Source organism: Pseudomonas sp. A014 (assembly GCF_052378495.1).
In the GTDB taxonomy this organism is placed as follows: Bacteria; Pseudomonadota; Gammaproteobacteria; order Pseudomonadales; family Pseudomonadaceae; genus Aquipseudomonas; species Aquipseudomonas machongensis.
Map to the genome: position 1 here is coordinate 4,842,825 of NZ_CP199001.1, position 18,368 is coordinate 4,861,192.

Genomic DNA, 18,368 nt, shown 5'->3' on the forward strand with positions numbered 1-18,368 from the left:
ATGACGACATTGAAGCGAACCTTCAGCCCCGCCCTGCTCGCGCTGGCCTTGTTCGGCGGTGCCGCGCAGGCTGCGCTGGTGCCCCCGCAGGGTTACTACGAGGGCATCGAGAAACTCAAGACCAGCGACGGCAACTTCACCTGCGAAGCCGCGCCCAAGCCCTACACCGGCGCGCTGCAGTTTCGCAGCAAGTACGAGGGCTCGGACAAGGCTCGGGCAACGCTCAACGTCGCCTCTGAAAAAGCCTTCCGCGACTCCACCGCCGACATCACCACCCTGGAGAAGGGCGTCAGCAAGATGGTCGGCCAGTACATGCGCGACGGTCGCCCGGCCCAGCTCGATTGCGTGCTGACCTGGCTCGGCACCTGGGCGCGCGCCGATGCGCTGGAGTCCACCGATTTCAACCACACCGGCAAGTCCATGCGCAAATGGGCGCTGGGCAGCATGAGCGGCTCGTGGCTGCGCTTGAAGTTCTCCAAGTCCCAGCCACTGGCCGCGCACCAGGCCGAAGCCGAGCTGATCGAGAAGTGGCTCGCCAAGCTGGCGACACAGACCGTGCGCGACTGGAGCGACCTGCCGCTGGAGAAGATCAACAACCATAGCTACTGGGCGGCCTGGTCGGTGATGGCCACGGCAGTGGCCACCGATCGGCGCGACTTGTTCGACTGGGCAGTGAAGGAGTTCAAGGTCGGCGCCAACCAGATCGACGACCAAGGCTTCCTGCCCAACGAGATCAAACGTCGCCAGCGCGCGCTGGCCTACCACAACTACGCCCTGCCGCCGCTGGCGATGATCGCCAGCTTCGCCCAGGTCAATGGCGTGGACCTGCGCAAGGAAAACAACTTCGCCCTGCAGCGTCTGGGCGAAGGCGTGCTGGCCGGTGCCCGCGATCCGGTGCACTTCGCCGAGCGCGCCGGGGTCAAGCAGGACCTCAAGGACCTCAAGGTCGACAGCAAGTACGCCTGGCTCGAACCCTGGTGCGCGCTGTACCAGTGCGTCGGCGACACCCTCAAGCGCAAGCACGACATGCAGCCGTTCAACAGCTTCCGCATGGGCGGCGACATGACCCGGGTCTACGACCCGAGCGCGGAACAGAAGAAATAGTAGATCCCTGTGGGAGCGGGTTTACCCGCGAACAAGGGCGAAGCCCTTGCCAGGCACCGCGGTGTCTGCTTCGTGGGTAAACCCGCTCCCACAGGAACTAGGTTGCTCCCCAGCTACGCGTGGGGGGTTTGGGGGGCGCTGTGCCCCGGATGCTGTGAACAAAAAGGAGAACCGGGATGGTCTTCTCGTCCAACGTGTTCCTGTTCCTGTTCTTGCCGGTTTTCCTCGGCTTGTACTACCTGAGCGGGAACCGCTATCGCAACCTGCTGTTGCTGGTGGCCAGCTACATCTTCTACGCCTGGTGGCGGGTAGACTTCCTGGCGCTGTTCGCAGGCGTCACCCTGTGGAATTACTGGATCGGTCTGAAAGTCGGCGCTGCCGGCGTGCGCACCAAGCCGGCCCAGCGCTGGCTGCTGCTGGGCGTGGGCGTGGACCTGGCGATCCTCGGCTACTTCAAGTACGCCAACTTCGGCGTCGACAGCCTCAACGCGATCATCAGCTCGTTCGGCCTTGAGCCGTTCATCCTCACCCACGTGCTGCTGCCGATCGGTATCTCGTTCTACATCTTCGAGTCGATCAGCTACATCATCGACGTGTACCGCGGCGACACCCCGGCAACGCGCAACCTGATCGACTTCGCCGCATTCGTGGCGATCTTCCCGCACTTGATCGCCGGCCCCGTGCTGCGCTTCAAGGACCTGGTCGATCAGTTCAACAACCGCACCCACACCCTGGACAAGTTCTCCGAAGGCTGCACGCGCTTCATGCAGGGCTTCATCAAGAAAGTGTTCATCGCCGACACCCTGGCGGTGGTCGCCGACCACTGCTTCGCCCTGCAGAACCCCACCACCGGCGATGCCTGGCTGGGCGCGCTGGCCTACACCGCGCAGCTGTACTTCGACTTCTCCGGCTACAGCGACATGGCCATCGGCCTGGGCCTGATGATGGGCTTTCGCTTCATGGAGAACTTCAAGCAGCCCTACATCAGCCAGTCGATCACCGAGTTCTGGCGGCGCTGGCACATCAGCCTGTCGACCTGGCTGCGCGACTACCTGTACATCACCCTGGGCGGCAACCGCGGCGGCACCTTCGCCACCTACCGCAACCTGTTCCTGACCATGCTGCTGGGCGGCCTGTGGCACGGCGCCAACTTCACCTACATCATCTGGGGCGCCTGGCACGGCATGTGGCTGGCGATCGAACGCGCGCTGGGCATCGACACCAACCCGCAGCGCTTCAACCCGGTCAAATGGGCCTTCACCTTCCTGCTGGTGGTCGTCGGCTGGGTGATCTTCCGCGCCGAAAACCTCGAAGTGGCCGGCCGTATGTACGGCGCCATGTTCAGCTTCGGCCAGTGGCAACTGTCGGAACTCAACCGCGCCCAACTCACCGGCCTGCAGGTGGCCACGCTGATCGTCGCCTACCTGACCCTGGCGTTCTTCGGCCTGCGCGACTTCTACCGCAACGCAACGCCACCGGCCGCCCCGCGCATTCCGGCGCAAGTACATGGCGACGGCACGCTCAGCCTGGACTGGACCCGGGTCATGACCCGCGCCCTGGTGCTGCTGCTGTTCGTGGCCTCGATCCTCAAGCTTTCGGCGCAGAGCTACTCGCCGTTCCTGTACTTCCAGTTCTGAGGTGGATGACATGAACCGCACACTTCGCATCACCTATTCGCTGTCGTTCCTCGGTCTGCTGGTGGGCCTGGGCGCCTGGTCGGTCGCGGGCCTGGAGAGCTTCAACCGCACCGGGCAGATGACCCTGCTCGACGGCAAGCTGGCCAAGGCCGCTGAAACCCACTACGACGAACAGTTCCCGATCAAGCGCCTGGGCACCAACCTCTGGGCCGCACTGGACTTCAAGCTGTTCAACGAAGGCCGCCCCGGTGTGGTGCTGGGCCGCGACCAGTGGCTGTTCAGCGATGAGGAATTCAACCCCACCGCCAACGCCGACCAACTGATGCAGGACAACCTGGCGCTGATCCGCGGCGTGCGCGACACCCTGCAGCGCCAGAACATCGAGCTGGTGCTGGCGATCGTGCCGGCCAAGGCACGGGTCTATGCCGAGTACCTGGGCAAGGAGACGCCCGCCAGCCTGCACGGCGAGCTGTTCAACCAGTTCCACGCCCAGGCGCGCCAGGCCAACGTGTTCGCCCCCGACCTGCTCGCCCCGCTGGAGCAGGCCAAGGCACGTGGCCAGGTATTCCTGCGCACCGACACGCACTGGACGCCAATGGGCGCCGAAGTGGTTGCCCAGTCCATCGCCGAAGGCGTCAAGCGCCAGCAACTGCTCGACGGCCAACCCCAGGCCTACATCACCGAGGCGGGCAAGACTGCGCCATACAAAGGCGACCTGACCAACTTCCTGCCGCTCGACCCGCTGTTCAGCAACCTGCTGCCAACCCCGGACAACCTGCAGCAGCGCACCACCCGCCCGGCGCAAGCCAAGGGCGACGACGGCGATGCGCTGTTCGCCGACAGCGCCATCCCGGTGGCACTGGTGGGCACCAGCTACAGCGCCAACCCGCACTGGAACTTCCTCGGCGCCCTGCAACAGGCGCTGCACAGCGACGTCGCCAACTATGCCGAGGACGGCCACGGCCCGCTGCTGCCGATGCTCAAGTACCTGCAGAGCGACGCCTTCAAGAACGCCCCACCACAAGTCGTGGTGTGGGAGTTCCCCGAGCGCTATCTGCCAATGAAGAACGACCTCAGCAGCTTCGATCCGCAGTGGATCGCGCAACTGAAGAACACCCGTAAATCCGAAGAAAACCTGGCCCTTTCGTCCAACCGGACGGACCACTGAAAGAGAGGAACACGCACATGACTCACAAGCCATCCATCGCCAAAGCCCTCACCCTCGCGGCCGGCCTTTCCCTGGCATCGCTGCAGGCCTTCGCCGGCGCCGACGCCGCACTCTATGGCCCCAGCGCCCCGAAAGGCTCGACCTTCGTGCGCCTGTACAACGCAAGCTCCGCGCCCACCGCGGCCTCGGTCGGCAATACCCAGATCAAGCAGGTCGGTGCCCAGGCCAGCAGCGACTTCAGCTTCCTGCCTGGCGGCGACTACACCGCCCAGGTCGGCGGCAAGAGCGTGCCGGTCAAGCTGGCCTCGGACAAGTACTACACCCTGGTCAACAACAACGGCGGCAACCCGCAACTGATCGAGGAGCCGCCGTTCAAGAACAAGCAGAAAGCGCTGGTGCGCGTGCAGAACCTCAGCGACCAGTCGCTGACCCTCAAGACCGCCGACGGCAAGACCGAAGTGGTCAAGCCGGTGGCCGCCAAGGGTCGCGGCGAGCGCGAAATCAATCCGGTCAAGGTCAACCTGGCCCTGTTCGACGGCAACAAGAAAGTCAGCGACGTCAAACCCGTCGCCCTGGAGCGCGGCGAAGCGGCCGTGCTGTATGTCACCGGTTCCGGCAACAGCTTGTCGCCGGTGTGGGTAACTCGCCCCGTGGCTAGCAACTGATCCCCCTGCCTCTAAACGACTATTGGAGAAACATGATGATCCCGGTAATTCTTTCTGGTGGTAGCGGTTCGCGTCTGTGGCCTCTGTCGCGCAAGCAGTTCCCCAAGCAGTTCCTGGCGTTGACCGGCGAACACACCCTGTTCCAGCAGACCCTCCAGCGCCTGGTGTTCGAGGGCATGGATACCCCCATCGTGGTCTGCAACAAGGACCACAAGTTCATCGTCCAGGAGCAGTTGGCGGGCCTGAAGCTCGAAACCCAGGCCATCCTCATGGAGCCCTTCGGGCGCAACACCGCGCCAGCGGTGGCAATGGCCGCCATGAAACTGGTCAACGAGGGCCGCGACGAGCTGATGCTGGTGCTGCCCGCCGACCATGTGATCGAGGACCAGAAAGCCCTGCAACGCGCCCTGGCCCTGGCCACGGTGGCGGCCGAGCGCGGCGAGATGGTGCTGTTCGGCGTGCCGGCGACCAAGCCCGAGACCGGTTACGGCTACATCCGCTCCAGCCAGGACGCCCTGCTGCCAGAGGGTGTGGCGCGGGTCGCGCAGTTCGTCGAAAAGCCCGATGAGAAACGCGCCAACGAGTTCGTTCGTGCCGGCGGTTACTTCTGGAACAGCGGCATGTTCCTGTTCCGCGCCAGCCGCTTCCTCGAAGAGCTGAAAAAGCACGACCCCGACATCTACGACACCTGCCTGCTGGCCCTGGAGCGCAGCGACGAAGAAGCCGACGTGCTGAGCATCGACGAAGCCACCTTCGCCTGCTGCCCGGACAACTCCATCGACTACGCGGTGATGGAAAAGACCCAGCGCGCCTGCGTGGTGCCGCTGTCGGCCGGCTGGAGCGACGTGGGCTGCTGGTCGTCGCTGTGGGATGTGCACGAGAAGGACGACAACGGCAACGTCACCAAGGGCGACGTGGTGGTGCAGGACAGCCACAACTGCATGATCCACGGCAACGGCAAGCTGGTGTCGGTGATTGGCCTTGAGAACATCGTCGTGGTCGAGACCAAGGACGCGATGATGATTGCCCACAAGGACAAGGTCCAGGGCGTCAAGCAACTGGTCAACACCCTCGACCAGCAAGGCCGCAGCGAGACGCAGAACCACCTCGAGGTGTACCGTCCGTGGGGCTCCTACGACTCGGTGGACATGGGTGGACGCTTCCAGGTCAAGCACATCACCGTCAAGCCAGGCGCCAGCCTGTCGCTGCAGATGCACCACCACCGCGCCGAGCACTGGATCGTGGTCAGCGGCACCGCCGAGGTGACCTGCGACGAGAACGTGTTCCTGCTCACCGAGAACCAGTCGACCTACATCCCGATTGCCTCGGTGCACCGCCTGCGCAATCCGGGCAAGATCCCGCTGGAGATCATCGAAGTGCAGTCCGGGAGCTACCTGGGCGAGGATGATATCGAGCGCTTCGAGGATGTGTACGGGCGCACCTCTACGCCGGTCGAACGTGGGGTTTCGGTGAAGACCATCGCGCAGTAACGGCAGCGCTTTCATCGCGGAACACGTCGCAGCGGCGGTTCGCCGCTGCGACTTGTTCCGCGATGGCGTTTTTGAGCCATGCGTCATTTCCCGCTACGATGATCGAACCGCCCAACCAAGGCCTGCACCCTCATGATCATCGGCGCCTTTCTCATCCTCACCTGGCTGGTCCTGCTGCTGCGCTACCCGGCCAAGGCCCTGCCGATTTCCATGGCCGCCGTGTGCGGCCTGGGCCTGGTCGCACTATTCGTGGTCTGGCAGGACAGCCGCGAAGCCTCGCAACTGGCCCGTCTCGATCTGCGCCTGAGCTATGCGCCCGATCAATGCCCCGCCGACCGCGCCCTGCAAGTACGAATGAAGAACGGCAACAAGGTGCCGCTCACCGAGCTGCGCTGGCGGGTTGCCGCCTACACCCCGGGCGATACGGTCAACCTTGCCGAAAACACCTATGCCGCGCCGCGCTATCGTGGGCCCGGTGAGCTGCAGCCGGGTGCCGAATGGACAGACTGCCTGCCATTGCCACCGCTGCGCTCTGGCTATCGTGCGCAGACCCTGGAGTTTCGTGCCGAGCACCTGCAAGGTACATTTGCCAATTGACCGGGCGCCTGCACCGGCCTTTTCGCGGGCAAGCCCGCTCCCACAGCCTGAGGAATTGTGCAGTACCTGTGGGAGCGGGCTTGCCCGCGAAGAGGCCGGCGCAGACGCTGTACGTCCCACCTGACAGCAGACCCTGACCATGCCCACCGTTCTTATCACCGGTTGTTCCAGCGGCATCGGCCGCGCCCTGGCCGATACCTTCCGCGATGCCGGCCACCAGGTCTGGGCCACCGCCCGCAAACCTGAAGATGTCGAGCGTCTCGCCGCCGCAGGCTTCAGCGCCCGGCAGTTGGACGTCAACGACCCGCAGGCCCTGACACTGCTGGCCGAGCAGTTGCCAGAACTCGACATCCTGATCAACAACGCCGGCTACGGCGCCATGGGCCCGCTGCTCGACGGCGGCGTCGAAGCCCTGCAGCGCCAGTTCGAAACCAATGTCTTCTCGCTGGTCGGCGTGACCCGCGCCCTGTTCCCGCTGCTGCGCCGCTCCAAAGGCCTGGTGGTGAACATCGGCAGCGTGTCCGGGGTCCTGGTCACGCCCTTCGCCGGGGCCTACTGTGCCTCGAAGGCCGCCGTGCATGCGCTCAGCGACGCCCTGCGCCTGGAGCTGGCACCGTTCGGGATCCGGGTGATGGAAGTGCAGCCCGGGGCGATCGCTTCGCAGTTCGCCAGCAATGCACAGCACGAAGCCGAACAGGTACTGGCAGCGGATTCGCCGTGGTGGCCGTTGCGCGAGCAGGTGCAGGCCAGGGCTCGCGCCTCGCAGGACAGGCCGACCCCAGCGGCGACCTTCGCCCAGGGATTGCTGGCAGCCACACGCAAGACGCCGACACCGGCGCTGGTGAGGCTGGGCAATGGCAGCACCGCCTTGCCGTTGATGGCACGGCTGCTGCCGCAGCGGTTGCTGGACAAGGTGTTGCGCAAGCGCTTCGGGTTGTTGCGGCCGCTTTGAAGCGGTAGTGGATTCTTCGCGGGCAAGCCCGCTCCCACAAGTACAGAATCGGTGCTGTCCGTCCTGTGGGAGCGGGCTTGCCCGCGAAGAATCCACCACCCGTCTCAAACCTTGTCGAACGCCTGCCAGCCGCCCCCAAGCGCCTTGTACAGCCCCACCAGCGCCTGCGATACGGCCGCCGAGCTGTCGATCCACTGCTCTTGGCTGGCCAACAGTGCCGACTGCACGGTCAGCACGTTGAGAAAGTCCACCGCCCCTTCCACGTACTGCCGCTGCGCCGTTTCCAGGGCAATGCGGTTCTGCCGCACCGCCTCGGCCAAATGGTCACGGCGCAGTTGGCTGGCGTTGTACAAGCGCAGCACATCGTCGATCTCGTGCCAGGCGCCCAGCACCACCTTGCGGTAGTTCAGCGCCGCCTCCTGCTGCTGCGCCTCACGCAACTGGAGCGTGCCTTTCAGGCGGCCGCCTTCGAAGATCGGCAACGACAACTGCGGCCCGAAGGCGAAGCGCCGCGAATCCCAGTTGCCGAAATCAGCCAGCTGCATCGATTGGAAGCCGGCACTCCCGGACAAGCGAATGCTGGGGTAGAAATCCGCCTTGGCCACGCCGATGCTCGCGGTCGCGGCATGCAGGCGGGCTTCGGCCTGGCGAATATCCGGGCGTCGCTCGGCCAGTTGCGAAGGCACGCCGATGGCGAACTTCTGCTCCGGCGCCGGCAACGCGCCAGCGTCCAGCAAGGTGCTCTGCAGGCTGCGCGGCGGCTCGGCCGCCAGCAGGCTCAGGGCATTGATCAGGTCATCGCGACGCGCCTGCAAGGTCGGCAGGCGCGCTTCGATCGACGCCACCTGGGCATTGGCCTGAGCCACGTCGAGGCGAGTGGCGACACCCTCGGCCTGGCGGTCCTCGGACAACTTCAGGCTGTGCCGGGCAACCTTCAGATTATCCTCGGTGACCTTGAGGGTGTGCTGCACCGCGCGCAACTGGATGTAGTCACCCGCAGTCTCGGCGAGCAGCGCCAGCAGCACGCCATTGCGGTCATTCTCGGCCACCTCGACACTGGCATCGGCCGCCTCGACCTGGCGCCGCACCCGCCCCCAGAAGTCCAACTCCCAACCCGCTACAAGATCGCCCTGCCACAGATTGAACGCCGACTTGCCCGCCTTGCCGGACGGGTCGCTCAGCCCTTCGGCGCTGTTGCGCGCGCGGCTGTAGCCGGCGTTGACATCCACCGACGGCAGCTCGTCGGCAGCGACGGTACTGCGCAGCGCCCGGCTCTGCAGCAGGCGAGCGCTGGCGATCTGCAGATCGAGGTTGCGCGCTGCGACCTGCTCGATCAACGCACTCAGCCGCGCATCATGAAAGCTGTCCCACCAGCGCAGTTGCAGCGGCTCTGCCACAGGCTGGCTCGCCGCCTGCTCGCCCTGCAGGGCGTTCCACTGCTGCGGGGCCTGGCTGTCGGGGCGCTGGAAATCCGGGCCGAGGGTGCAGCCGGCCAACAGCGCGGCGAGCAGCACTGTGGAAGCGGTTGCCGCAATGGCTGGACGGGCTTTCATCGCGCAGTCACCTCTTTGCCGGCCAGGGTGTCGCCCTGGGTATCGATGGTCGCCTCCACCGACATGCCTACGCGAAGACGCTCGAGCAAAGGCTGCCCATCATCGAAGACGATCCTCACCGGAATCCGCTGCACCACCTTGGTGAAGTTGCCGGTCGCGTTGTCCGGCTTCACCGCGGCGAAGGTGACGCCGGTGGCCGGCGCGATGCTCTCGACATGCCCGTGCAGGGTCTCGCCGGAGAAGGTATCGACACTGATGCGCACCGGCTGGCCGGGCTGCACATGGGTCAGTTGGGTTTCCTGGAAGTTGCCGACCACATAGGCCTGTTGCAGTGGCACCACCGACAGCAGCCGTGCGCCTGGATTGACGTAGGCGCCCACACGCAGCGCGCGTTCGCCGACCATGCCGTCCACCGGCGCGGTGATGCGGGTGTAGGAGAGGTCCAGCTCGGCTTTTTCCACGCCGGCTTCGGCGCGCTTGAGTTGGCCATCGGCGCTGGCGACCTGGGCCTGGAGGATGTCCACCTGCTTGCGCGTGGCCACCAGTGCCGCCTGGGTGTTGGCGAGTCGCGCGCGGGCCTGGTCGACCCGGCTGCGCGCCTGCTGGGCGTTCTGCACGGTGCCGGCGCCCTGCTCGGCCAGGCGGCTGTAGCGCGTCACTTCATGGTCGGCGAAACCGGCCTCGGCCTGCGCCGCCTTCACCGCGGCTTCGGCCTGGGCGATCAGCGCCGCCTGGCGCTCGAGGGTGGCGCGGGCATCGATGGCCTGCGCCTTGGCCACCAGCAATTGGGCCTGGGCGGCATCGAGCGCGGCCTGGTAGTCACGGGCGTCGATGGTCGCCAGCAACTGGCCGGCCTTGACCTGCTGGTTGTCCTCGACCAGCACCTGCTTGATGAAGCCTGCCACCTTCGGCGCGACCACGGTGTAGTCGGCGGTGACGTAGGCGTCGTTGGTGCTCTGGCGGTGGTCGCTGCCGAACATCCAGGGGCCGACGATGGCGGCGAGGACGGCCACGGCGAGTACTGAGCCGATGAAAACTGTCTTGCGTGCTTGGGTCATGTCATTTGTCTCGAACTACAGGGTCAGGCCACCGCACGGGGCGGATAGACCCGGGTAGGCACAAAGGGAATCAGGCAGATCAGGGCCACGGCGATGCAGGCCATCACCAGGTAAAGGTCGGCCGAGGTCAGTACCAGGGCCTGTTCGTGAAGGCGCCTGGCCAGGTTCGCCGCGCCGTCGTCGAGCAGTGGCGCATTGCCCAGGCTGTCGACCAGATGGTTGGAATGAAAATGCCTGCGCAGGGTGCCCAGGACATCGAGCAGCCCGGTGGCGATCACTGCCGCCAGGCCCTTCACGGTGTTGAACCAGGCGGACGCGAACGGGCCTTCCTGCGGGGTCATGCCGTTGGTCGAGAGCATCAGCAGTGGCAGCACCGCCATCGGCTGGCCGAACACCTGCAACAGGTAGTACGGGTAGAAATCACCGCGGATCCATTCGCTGGTGAGCAGGCTGCTGCCCACGCACGAGGCCGCCAGCATCGCCAGCCCGCTCGCCAGTACCCAGCGGCAGTCCACCGCGCGGATATTGCACAGCGCTGCGGTGAGCGGCAGCGCGATCAGTTGCGGCATGGCCACCAGCATCATCAGCGGGCTGGTCTGCGCCGGGCGATAGCCCTGGATCTGCGCCAGGTACGCCGAAGGAATGCTACCCACGCCCGACAGTACCACCAGCACGCCGGCCAGGGTCACCAGGGCGAAGCTCAGGTTGCGCCGTGACAGCATGCGCAACTGGAAGAACGGCAAGGGCTCGGACCATTCGTTGTACATGAACAGCACCAGCAACAGCAGGCCACCGCCCAGCAGCCAGCAGATCAAGGACGAATCGAACCAGCCCCAGCGATCACCCAGCGACAGACCCAGCACGATGCTGCTGATGGCCGGCAACCCCAGCAGCACGCCACGCCAGTCGAACTGCCGGAAGCGCTCCAGGCGCAGCGGGTCCTGCGGCAGGCCCCAACCGACGCAGAAGATCGCCAGTGCCGAGGGCAGGATGATCTGCCAGAACGCCCACTGCCAGCCGACATATTCGGTCCACAGGCCCGCCAGTGGCGTGCCGAGGTTGGGCCCGAACGTGGCGGTCAGGGCATAGCAGGCCAGGCCATAGACCTTGATGTCCGGCGGCAGGAAGCGCAGCGCCACGCTCATCAGCATCGGCGGCAATGCCCCCGAGGCAAAGCCCTGGAGCACGCGCAGCAGCATCAGGCTATGCAGGTTGGGGGCCAAGGGCTGGACCAGGCCCAGCACGGCGAACAGGCCAATGGCTGTCATGGTGAAGCGACGCAGCGAGAAGGTGGTGGCCAGCCAAGGTGCGAAGGCCATGGCCGAAACCGATGCAGCGGCATACACCGCCACCAGCCAGGCCCCCTCGTCGGCACCGATGCCCATGGCGCCGCGGATATCGGCCAGGGAAATCTTCGTCACCGCCTCGTTGAGCCCGGCGCAAAGCACCGCAAGCAACACACCGAACAACCCCACCACCACGCGCAGGCCGAATGGCGTCTGCGCGGGCGCAGCAGCCACCGGGGCGGCAGCGAGTGCAGCGGCGGGTGCGCTCAGGGAACTCATTTCTAGACATCTCCAGCAACATTTTTCAGCTGTGGGAAGTCTAGGGGCGGGCAATGCTTACGAAAACTGACTTGTTGGCAGCTTTATATTGCGCCAGACGCAATCCGCTTTCACTGCCGGCCTCAAGGCTCGGTCCCGCAACACGCCTTCAGCGTGCGCCGCAGCCACCGATGCGCCGGGTCATTGTCGAAGCGTGGATGCCAGGCCTGCATCACCCGCACCTTCTCCAACTCCACCGGAATCTCGAACGAGCGCAGCGGCAGCCCGAACTTCAGCACATTGCCGAGGATATTCGCCGGCATCGGCAGGATCAGGTCCGAATCCGGCAGGGAGAACATCGCCGAGTGGAAACTCGGGGTGATCAGCGACACCCGCCGGTGCAATTTGTAGTTGCCCAGCTCCACGTCGATCGGCCCGTTGGCCCGCCCGCGCCGCGACACGCTGATCTGTGGATAGCGGGCAAAGCGCTCGGGGGTGATCGGCGCGTCGAAGATCGGATGGTCGTCCCGCGCAAGGCCCACGAAGTGCGTATCGAACAGATGCTGCACCTTGATCTCCGGCCCTAGTTCGATGCTCGAGCTCACCACCAGGTCGATCTGCCCGTGGCGCAGCACGAGGTCATCATCGCCATGGGCTTCCGGCACGAAACGCAGCACCGTGCGCGGTGCCTCGGCCAGCATCATGTGCAAAAGGCGCGCGCCATACAGGGCGACGAACAGGTCGTTGGTGCGGATGTTGAAAGCGCGCTCCAGGTTCGGCAGGTCGACGTCCTCGCCGCTGTTGAACACCAGCCCGGCCTGCTCGACCAGCGCCCGCACCTGGTCACGCAGGGCCAGCGCGCGGGGTGTCGGCACCAGGCCGCGCCCGGCGCGCACCAGAATCGGGTCGCCCAGCGCGTCGCGGATGCGCCCCAGTGTGCGGCTCATCGCCGCCGGGCTCAGGTTCATGCGCTGCGCAGCGCCCACCACACTGCCCTCGTCGAGCAGGGCGTCGAGGGCGACAAGCAGGTTCATGTCCGGGAGTTGCATGGCCGATTTCCGTGGCGAGTGTGGGAAACGCGATGGTAGCAGGTCGCACGATTGCGTCTGGTGCAATGACGCCGTGCGTGGGGGGCCATTTATCCAGGTTGGCGGAAGGTTCCAGAATGGTGGGGTTCTTTTCGCGGGCAAGCCCGCTCCCACAAGGATTTAGCTGGCTGCCAAATTTGAACATGACAGTTGCTCTCACATGGCAACCAGTGGGAGCGGGCTTGCCCGCGAAAAGATCGACACCGCTCACCCGCCCTGACACAAGGCCCCGCCAATGCCCATCCTCATCGCCATCGACGCCTCCCCCGCCAGCGCAACCCTGCTAGACCTTGCCCGCCGCTACTGCCGCCCAGGCGATCACCCGTTGCAGTTGCTGCTGGCCATCGACCCGACCTTCGCCGTGCACGAGCGCCCCGCGTCCTATACCGAGCAGGAACTGGAGGAATACCCCGCCGCCTGCGAGGAGCAGCAACTGGCCGAACGCGCCCTGCAACAAGCCGTGGCCACGCTGCGCGAAGCGGGTTTCCAATGCCAGGGTTGCATGGTCGCCGCGCAACCGGTCGAGGCCATCGTCGACAAGACCCGGGAACTCGGCTGCGAGCTGATCATCATGGGCCACCGGCACCTGTCGCGCCTCGGCAGGCTGCTGGACCCGTCGATCAGCAGCAAGGTGATCGACCGGGTACAGGTGCCGGTGCTGGTCTGCCCGGCGGGCGAGTGACCCTCACGCCCCGCCCGGCCTGACCACCACCGTGCAGGTCGTGCCAGCGGCCAGCAGGTAGCCCTCGGGCACTTCATCGATATGAATCCGCACCGGCACCCGCTGCGCCAGGCGCACCCAGTTGAAGGTCGGGTTCACATCGGCGACCAGCTCGCGGCTCTGCGGGTTGTCACGGTCGTAGATGCCGCGGGCGATGCTCTCGACATGCCCCTTGAGCAACTCGCCGCTCATCATCTGCAGCTCGGCCTGGTCCCCCACCTTCACATGCGGCAGCTTGGTCTCCTCGAAGAAGCCGTACACCCAGAACGAATCCTCGTCCACCACCGCCATCACCGCCTCGCCGGTGCGGGCGTAATCGCCCTTGTGGATGTTCAGGTTGGTGACGTAGCCGTCGACCGTGGCGACGATCTCGGTGCGCTTGAGGTTCAGCTCGGCCGCTGCCAGTTGTGCCTGGGCCTGCTGATAGTCGGCCAGGGCGGCGTTGGCGATATTGCTGGCGTCGTCGCGGTTCTCCTTGGAGATGACCAGGTTGTCCAGGTCGGCACGGCGCCGTGCGTTGACCTTGCGCATCTCCCAGGTGGACTTGCGCGAAGCGACCAGCGCCCGGGCCTGCTCCACTGCCAGGCGATAGTGCTCGGGGTCGATGCGGATCAGCACATCGCCCTTCTTCACCTGCTGGTTGTCACGCACCGGCACGTCCACCACATAACCCGGCACATCGGCCGCGACGTTGATGATGTCGGCGCGCACGCGACCGTCGCGGGTCCAGGGCGTGGTCATGTAGTGCAGCCACAACTGGCGGCCGATCACCACGGCAGCGGTCAGCACCAGCAGGGTGGCGAGGAAGCTGAAGAATTTTTTCATCGAAGGTTTCTCACCAGTAGACAGACAGCGCCAGTGCGCCGAACAGGCAGACGAACAGGGACAGGCGCAACAGCGCCGGGTGCCAGAAGAAGCGATAGCCGTCGTGGCTGGCGATGAAGCGGTCCAGGCCCCAGGCCAGGCCTGCAGCGAACAGGAACATCAGGGTCATGGTGGGCATGTACACGCCATGGAAGGCGATCTCACGGGGCATGGTGCAATCCTTTGGCCGGGGCCAGGGGTGACTGGGGGTCGAGCAGCGAGGTGCGGATGAAGTGCAGGTAGCTCTGCGCGCGGCGCAGCAGCGAGGTGTCGAAGTGCCGGGCAAAAGGTTCGTCGGTGGCCTGCACGCGGCTGATGGCGTGGTCGACCGCCACCAGCGCGCGCTCGTGGTTGCTGGCGTTGGGCTGCAGGAACAGCCGCGCCAGGGCGCGCCCCATCACCCGGATTGCCTGGCGCCAGGGCTGCGATTCGGCATAGGCCGGGTGCACCGGGGCATTGGCCTGCTCCTTGCGCAGTTCGATCACGGCGTGACCGACTTCCGATACCACGAACATCCAGCCCATCAGCTCGGCCTGCACCTGTGGCTTGCCGGCCGCCAGGCCATAGGCCTGGTGCAGCAGGTCGCGGGTGCGACTCTCGAAAGCCGAGCCCAGGCCACGCAGGCGGCCACCGATGGCGAACAGCACCTGTTCGCGCAGGTCCTGCTCCAGGCGGCTCCATAGCCAACGACTGTTCGGCGGCAGGATGATCGCCCCGGCCGCAGCGCAGACCAGCATGCCGATGATCATGCCGATGTAATCGTTGATGAAGGCATACGGGTCGTAGACCGTGAGGTTGTTGGGCACCGAACCGATGGCGAAGAACACCAGCAAGCCCACGCCATAACCGGCATAGGCCGGACGCGACGAGAGAAACGCACCGAGCACGAACACTGGCGCCAGCACCATGCACAGCAGGGCGAAACCGTCGATCCAGGGGAACACGAAGAAGGTCTCGAAGAAACCGATGAACGCGCCGAGCAGGGTGCCGCACGCCATCTGGAACGACATGCGCCTGGGGTTGGGCGACGCCGCCGAAAGGCCGGCGGTGACCGTGGCGATCAGCGTCATCATGGCGCCGCTGGGCCAGTCGCTGAGCAGCCAGTAGCTGCCCAGCAGCAACAGCACCGCGGCGCCACGCACGCCAGCGGCAAGCGACACCAGCCAGCTGGTCTGTGCCACATAGGGCTCGTCCCACTGTTCGCGTTCGTGGTTGTGCGCGGCCAGTGAGGCGTGGGTCTGGGCGTAGCTGTAGAGGTCGTCGACCAGGCGGTAGAGCAGCTCGTAGGTGGTGTGGAAATCGAGCAGGTCGGCGTCGCTGGGGCCGGTCTCCAGGTACGCCGCACGCAGCCCGCGCACCTGGGCCTGCAGGCCGTCCTTGTAGGCCGCCAGCTCCAGGGTCAGGCGTAGCGCATCGGCATCGGTCAGGGCTCGCCCGACGTAGGGCTCGAGCAATTGCGCCAGGGTATGCAGGCCCGGCTCGATGGCACCGACGATCTGCGCCGGGCCGCGCGCGCGCAGGCGTTCGAGCAAACGGTGCAGGGCGTTGAAACGGGTGGTGATGGCCATGAATTCGCTGTTCATGCGCACCAGGCGCCCGGAGCGCCTGCGCATGTGTGGGTCTTCGAAGGCGGTGACGTTGCGCAGGCTCTCCAGCCCCACCGCCTCGGCGATGAAACGCACGTTGCACGACTCGAACAGCGCACGCTGGCTGTTGCCGCGCAGGGCTTCGACCACCACCCCGGCAAACACGCCGAAGCGCTGGTACAAGGCATTGCGCATGGCGGCACTGGCCGATTGCGGCAGGATCGCGGCGCTGACCAGGGTCGAGACGAGAATGCCCAGGGAAATCTCCAGCACCCGCCATACCGCGGCCATGAACGCCTGGTCAGGGTGCTGGAGCACCGGCAGGCCGATCATCGCCGCGGTATAACCGGCCAGCACGAAGCCATAGGCGCGGAAGGTGCGATAGCGCATGGCCCCTGCCGAGCACAGGCCGACCCACAGCGCCAGGCTGGGCAGGAACAGCTCGGTGTTCTGCGGGAAGATCGCGATCAGCGCGACCATCATCGCCGAGCCGGCCAGGGTGCCGAGCATGCGGTAGAAACTCTTGGCGAACACATGCCCGCTCTGCGGCTGCATGACGATGAACACGGTGATCATCGCCGTGCGCGGCTGCGGCAGCTCCAGACGCATGGCCAGCCAGAGGGTGAGGAACGCCGCAGCGAGCACCTTGAAGATGTAGACCCAGGTCACCCCGTCGGTGCGCGCCCAGGCAAAGAAGCCCCGGCGCCATTCCAGGTTGGACAGCCAGCGCATCATTGCCCGCGCCCCGAGGCAATCAGGGCCGGTGCTTTCGGCGCCGCCTGATGCCCTTCATCCGGCACGTCGCTGCCCGCACCCAGACCACCGCCCAACGCCGTGACCAGCTCGGCATGCACACTCAAGCGCGCGGCCTGGACCTGCTGCTGGATCTGCTGCTGGCGAAACAGCAGAGTCTGCGCATTGAGCACGTTCAGGTAGTCGGTCAGCCCGCGCTGGAAGGCAACCGTGGCGATGTCGTAGGTCTTCTGCGCGGCGGCGACCGATTCGGCCGCGAAGTGTGCCTGCTGCGCCATCGACTCGCGACGGATCAACTGGTCGGAAATCCCCTTCAACGCCCCGACCACTGTTTCGTTGTAATGGGCAACAGCCATGTCGTAGCCGGCCGAAGCTTCACCCAACTGCGCGCGCAGACGCCCGCCATCGAAGATCGGCAAGCTGATGGCAGGCCCGACGTTGTAGTTGAACTTGCGGCCGGTGAGAAACTCCAGCGGCCCGCCACCGGTGGCCATGAAACCAAGGCCGCCGACCAGGTCGACATTGGGGAAGAAGCCTGCGTGGGCGACCTCGATGCCGCGGGCCTGGGCTGCCACCTGCCAACGGCTGGCGACCACGTCGGGGCGCTGGCCGACCAGCTCGGCGGGCAATGCCGAGGGCAAGGACAACGGCGCCGCGAGCGTCAGTGTCGGGCGCTGCAGGCTGGCCCCCTCGCCCGGCCCCTTGCCGGCCAGTGCCGCCAATTGATTTCGCGTCAGGGCAATTTCTTCATCGAGGCTGTCGAGCTGCCGATGGGTTTCCGGCAACGGCGCTTCGGCCTGACTGACGTCCAGATGGGTGCCGATCCCGGCTTCGAGGCGCCGCCTGGCCAGCTCGAGGATCTGCTCCTGCTGCTCCAGCTCGGCCTGGACGATGTCGCGCTGGGCGAAATGCAGGCTCAGCTGGATGTAGGTGCGCACCACGTTGTCGTGCAATTCGAGTTGGGCCTGGCGGGCTTCGGCGGCGCGCATGTGCGCCTGGTCCAGCGCCTGCTCAGTGGCGTTGCGTTCACGGCCCCACAGGTCGAGGGCGTAGCTCAGGCCAATGGCGGCGTTGTTGTCCCAGGTATTGGCGCCGGACAGGGCGCCGGGGCCGTAGAACTGGTCCTCCGGCCAGTTGTGGCGCTTGAGGGTCGCCTCGCCATTGGCCTGGAGGCGTTCCGCCGACTCGACCACACCAGCCAGGGCCCTGGCCTGGCGCACCCGCGCCGCGGCCATGGCCAGGCTCGGGCTATCGGCAACCGCGAGGTCCATCCAGCGATCGAGCTGGGGATCACCATAGGCGCGCCACCATTGCTGCGCAGGCCAATGGGCGTCGCGGTCGGCTTCGCGGATGGCAGTGTCGGTGGCGAGTTGGTTGGCTTGCAGCGTCTTGCTTTGCGGGGCGATGCCCCAGGTTCCGATACAGCCGCTCAAGGACAGGCTAAGGGCACAGGCACTGAGCGCTCGAAGCGCTCCGATGTTGCGACGCGGCACAGCTGCGATTTCCCGAGGAAGAGGTGAAGGGGCCGGGCAATTCTAGGGGCGGGTTTCATTGGCGATAAGCGCATATTCCTGCGAATCTTTGTTAC

At 65.7% G+C, this 18,368-nt stretch carries 16 protein-coding genes; 8 read left to right on the forward strand and 8 right to left on the reverse strand.

The annotated features are described in order from the left end of the window. The 7 genes from ACTYOL_RS22545 (at position 1) to ACTYOL_RS22575 (ending at position 7,613) form a co-directional block, all read left to right on the forward strand. Positions 1–1,104, forward strand: coding sequence for a mannuronate-specific alginate lyase (locus ACTYOL_RS22545; RefSeq protein WP_153773209.1), 1,104 nt, complete (start codon positions 1–3; stop codon positions 1,102–1,104). 176 nt (positions 1,105–1,280) lie between these two features. After that, on the forward strand, positions 1,281–2,741 hold the full coding sequence (locus tag ACTYOL_RS22550) for an MBOAT family O-acyltransferase (RefSeq protein WP_065864944.1): 1,461 nt from the start codon (positions 1,281–1,283) through the stop codon (positions 2,739–2,741). Positions 2,742–2,751: 10 nt separating this feature from the next. Further along, positions 2,752–3,909 carry an alginate O-acetyltransferase gene (locus tag ACTYOL_RS22555; RefSeq protein WP_444757077.1) on the forward strand — a complete coding sequence of 386 codons (1,158 nt, stop codon included), beginning with the start codon at positions 2,752–2,754 and terminating at the stop codon, positions 3,907–3,909. A 17-nt stretch (positions 3,910–3,926) separates the two neighbouring features. Beyond that, positions 3,927–4,574 carry an alginate O-acetyltransferase AlgF gene (locus ACTYOL_RS22560; protein ID WP_054894909.1) on the forward strand — a complete coding sequence of 216 codons (648 nt, stop codon included), beginning with the start codon at positions 3,927–3,929 and terminating at the stop codon, positions 4,572–4,574. A gap of 35 nt (positions 4,575–4,609) precedes the next feature. Then, positions 4,610–6,064 (forward strand): mannose-1-phosphate guanylyltransferase/mannose-6-phosphate isomerase, encoded by a 1,455-nt coding sequence (locus tag ACTYOL_RS22565; RefSeq protein ID WP_054894908.1) that lies wholly within the window; start codon positions 4,610–4,612, stop codon positions 6,062–6,064. A gap of 132 nt (positions 6,065–6,196) precedes the next feature. Next, positions 6,197–6,661, forward strand: coding sequence for a hypothetical protein (locus ACTYOL_RS22570; protein WP_063546041.1), 465 nt, complete (start codon positions 6,197–6,199; stop codon positions 6,659–6,661). A 139-nt stretch (positions 6,662–6,800) separates the two neighbouring features. Next, positions 6,801–7,613 (forward strand): SDR family oxidoreductase, encoded by an 813-nt coding sequence (locus ACTYOL_RS22575; protein WP_444757078.1) that lies wholly within the window; start codon positions 6,801–6,803, stop codon positions 7,611–7,613. Positions 7,614–7,717: 104 nt separating this feature from the next. On the opposite strand, the gene ACTYOL_RS22580 is transcribed toward ACTYOL_RS22575, so the two are convergent. From ACTYOL_RS22580 to ACTYOL_RS22595, 4 genes are all read right to left on the reverse strand, one after another. Then, positions 7,718–9,166 (reverse strand): efflux transporter outer membrane subunit, encoded by a 1,449-nt coding sequence (locus ACTYOL_RS22580; RefSeq protein ID WP_444757079.1) that lies wholly within the window; start codon positions 9,164–9,166, stop codon positions 7,718–7,720. After that, complete coding sequence (locus ACTYOL_RS22585; RefSeq protein WP_063546044.1) at positions 9,163–10,224, reverse strand: HlyD family secretion protein; 1,062 nt, start codon at positions 10,222–10,224, stop codon at positions 9,163–9,165. Before ACTYOL_RS22585 ends, ACTYOL_RS22580 begins: the two co-directional genes overlap by 4 nt. Positions 10,225–10,247: 23 nt before the next feature. Beyond that, complete coding sequence (locus tag ACTYOL_RS22590; protein ID WP_444757080.1) at positions 10,248–11,789, reverse strand: MFS transporter; 1,542 nt, start codon at positions 11,787–11,789, stop codon at positions 10,248–10,250. Positions 11,790–11,911: 122 nt separating this feature from the next. Further along, complete coding sequence (locus ACTYOL_RS22595) at positions 11,912–12,817, reverse strand: LysR family transcriptional regulator (protein ID WP_153773213.1); 906 nt, start codon at positions 12,815–12,817, stop codon at positions 11,912–11,914. A 274-nt stretch (positions 12,818–13,091) separates the two neighbouring features. Here ACTYOL_RS22595 and ACTYOL_RS22600 point away from each other — a divergent pair, with 274 nt between their 5' ends. Next, positions 13,092–13,538 (forward strand): universal stress protein, encoded by a 447-nt coding sequence (locus tag ACTYOL_RS22600; RefSeq protein WP_444757081.1) that lies wholly within the window; start codon positions 13,092–13,094, stop codon positions 13,536–13,538. 3 nt (positions 13,539–13,541) lie between these two features. On the opposite strand, the gene ACTYOL_RS22605 is transcribed toward ACTYOL_RS22600, so the two are convergent. From ACTYOL_RS22605 to ACTYOL_RS22620, 4 genes are read right to left on the reverse strand one after another with little or no spacing between them, the layout of a single operon-like run. After that, entirely contained in the window at positions 13,542–14,402 is an 861-nt protein-coding gene (locus ACTYOL_RS22605) for an efflux RND transporter periplasmic adaptor subunit (RefSeq protein ID WP_444757082.1), read from the reverse strand. Positions 14,403–14,412: 10 nt separating this feature from the next. Further along, positions 14,413–14,613 carry a DUF1656 domain-containing protein gene (locus ACTYOL_RS22610; RefSeq protein WP_054894899.1) on the reverse strand — a complete coding sequence of 67 codons (201 nt, stop codon included), beginning with the start codon at positions 14,611–14,613 and terminating at the stop codon, positions 14,413–14,415. Then, positions 14,603–16,759 (reverse strand): FUSC family protein, encoded by a 2,157-nt coding sequence (locus ACTYOL_RS22615; RefSeq protein ID WP_444758173.1) that lies wholly within the window; start codon positions 16,757–16,759, stop codon positions 14,603–14,605. Before ACTYOL_RS22615 ends, ACTYOL_RS22610 begins: the two co-directional genes overlap by 11 nt. Beyond that, positions 16,759–18,273: an efflux transporter outer membrane subunit gene (locus ACTYOL_RS22620; RefSeq protein WP_444757083.1), complete on the reverse strand. Its 1,515-nt coding sequence runs from the start codon at positions 18,271–18,273 to the stop codon at positions 16,759–16,761. The genes ACTYOL_RS22615 and ACTYOL_RS22620 overlap by 1 nt, the downstream gene beginning before the upstream one ends. Positions 18,274–18,368: the final 95 nt, after the last annotated feature.

What these genes read in the sequence shown, in the direction of transcription:
- ACTYOL_RS22600 (WP_444757081.1), top strand. Translation starts at nt 13,092, where the DNA reads ATGCCCATCCTCATCGCCATCGACGCCTCCCCCGCCAGCGCAACCCTG.
- ACTYOL_RS22615 (WP_444758173.1), bottom strand. Translation starts at nt 16,759, where the DNA reads ATGCGCTGGCTGTCCAACCTGGAATGGCGCCGGGGCTTCTTTGCCTGG.
- ACTYOL_RS22560 (WP_054894909.1), top strand. Translation starts at nt 3,927, where the DNA reads ATGACTCACAAGCCATCCATCGCCAAAGCCCTCACCCTCGCGGCCGGC.
- ACTYOL_RS22590 (WP_444757080.1), bottom strand. Translation starts at nt 11,789, where the DNA reads ATGAGTTCCCTGAGCGCACCCGCCGCTGCACTCGCTGCCGCCCCGGTG.
- ACTYOL_RS22595 (WP_153773213.1), bottom strand. Translation starts at nt 12,817, where the DNA reads ATGCAACTCCCGGACATGAACCTGCTTGTCGCCCTCGACGCCCTGCTC.
- ACTYOL_RS22570 (WP_063546041.1), top strand. Translation starts at nt 6,197, where the DNA reads ATGATCATCGGCGCCTTTCTCATCCTCACCTGGCTGGTCCTGCTGCTG.
- ACTYOL_RS22610 (WP_054894899.1), bottom strand. Translation starts at nt 14,613, where the DNA reads ATGCCCCGTGAGATCGCCTTCCATGGCGTGTACATGCCCACCATGACC.
- ACTYOL_RS22575 (WP_444757078.1), top strand. Translation starts at nt 6,801, where the DNA reads ATGCCCACCGTTCTTATCACCGGTTGTTCCAGCGGCATCGGCCGCGCC.
- ACTYOL_RS22550 (WP_065864944.1), top strand. Translation starts at nt 1,281, where the DNA reads ATGGTCTTCTCGTCCAACGTGTTCCTGTTCCTGTTCTTGCCGGTTTTC.
- ACTYOL_RS22565 (WP_054894908.1), top strand. Translation starts at nt 4,610, where the DNA reads ATGATCCCGGTAATTCTTTCTGGTGGTAGCGGTTCGCGTCTGTGGCCT.
- ACTYOL_RS22605 (WP_444757082.1), bottom strand. Translation starts at nt 14,402, where the DNA reads ATGAAAAAATTCTTCAGCTTCCTCGCCACCCTGCTGGTGCTGACCGCT.
- ACTYOL_RS22580 (WP_444757079.1), bottom strand. Translation starts at nt 9,166, where the DNA reads ATGAAAGCCCGTCCAGCCATTGCGGCAACCGCTTCCACAGTGCTGCTC.
- ACTYOL_RS22545 (WP_153773209.1), top strand. Translation starts at nt 1, where the DNA reads ATGACGACATTGAAGCGAACCTTCAGCCCCGCCCTGCTCGCGCTGGCC.
- ACTYOL_RS22555 (WP_444757077.1), top strand. Translation starts at nt 2,752, where the DNA reads ATGAACCGCACACTTCGCATCACCTATTCGCTGTCGTTCCTCGGTCTG.
- ACTYOL_RS22585 (WP_063546044.1), bottom strand. Translation starts at nt 10,224, where the DNA reads ATGACCCAAGCACGCAAGACAGTTTTCATCGGCTCAGTACTCGCCGTG.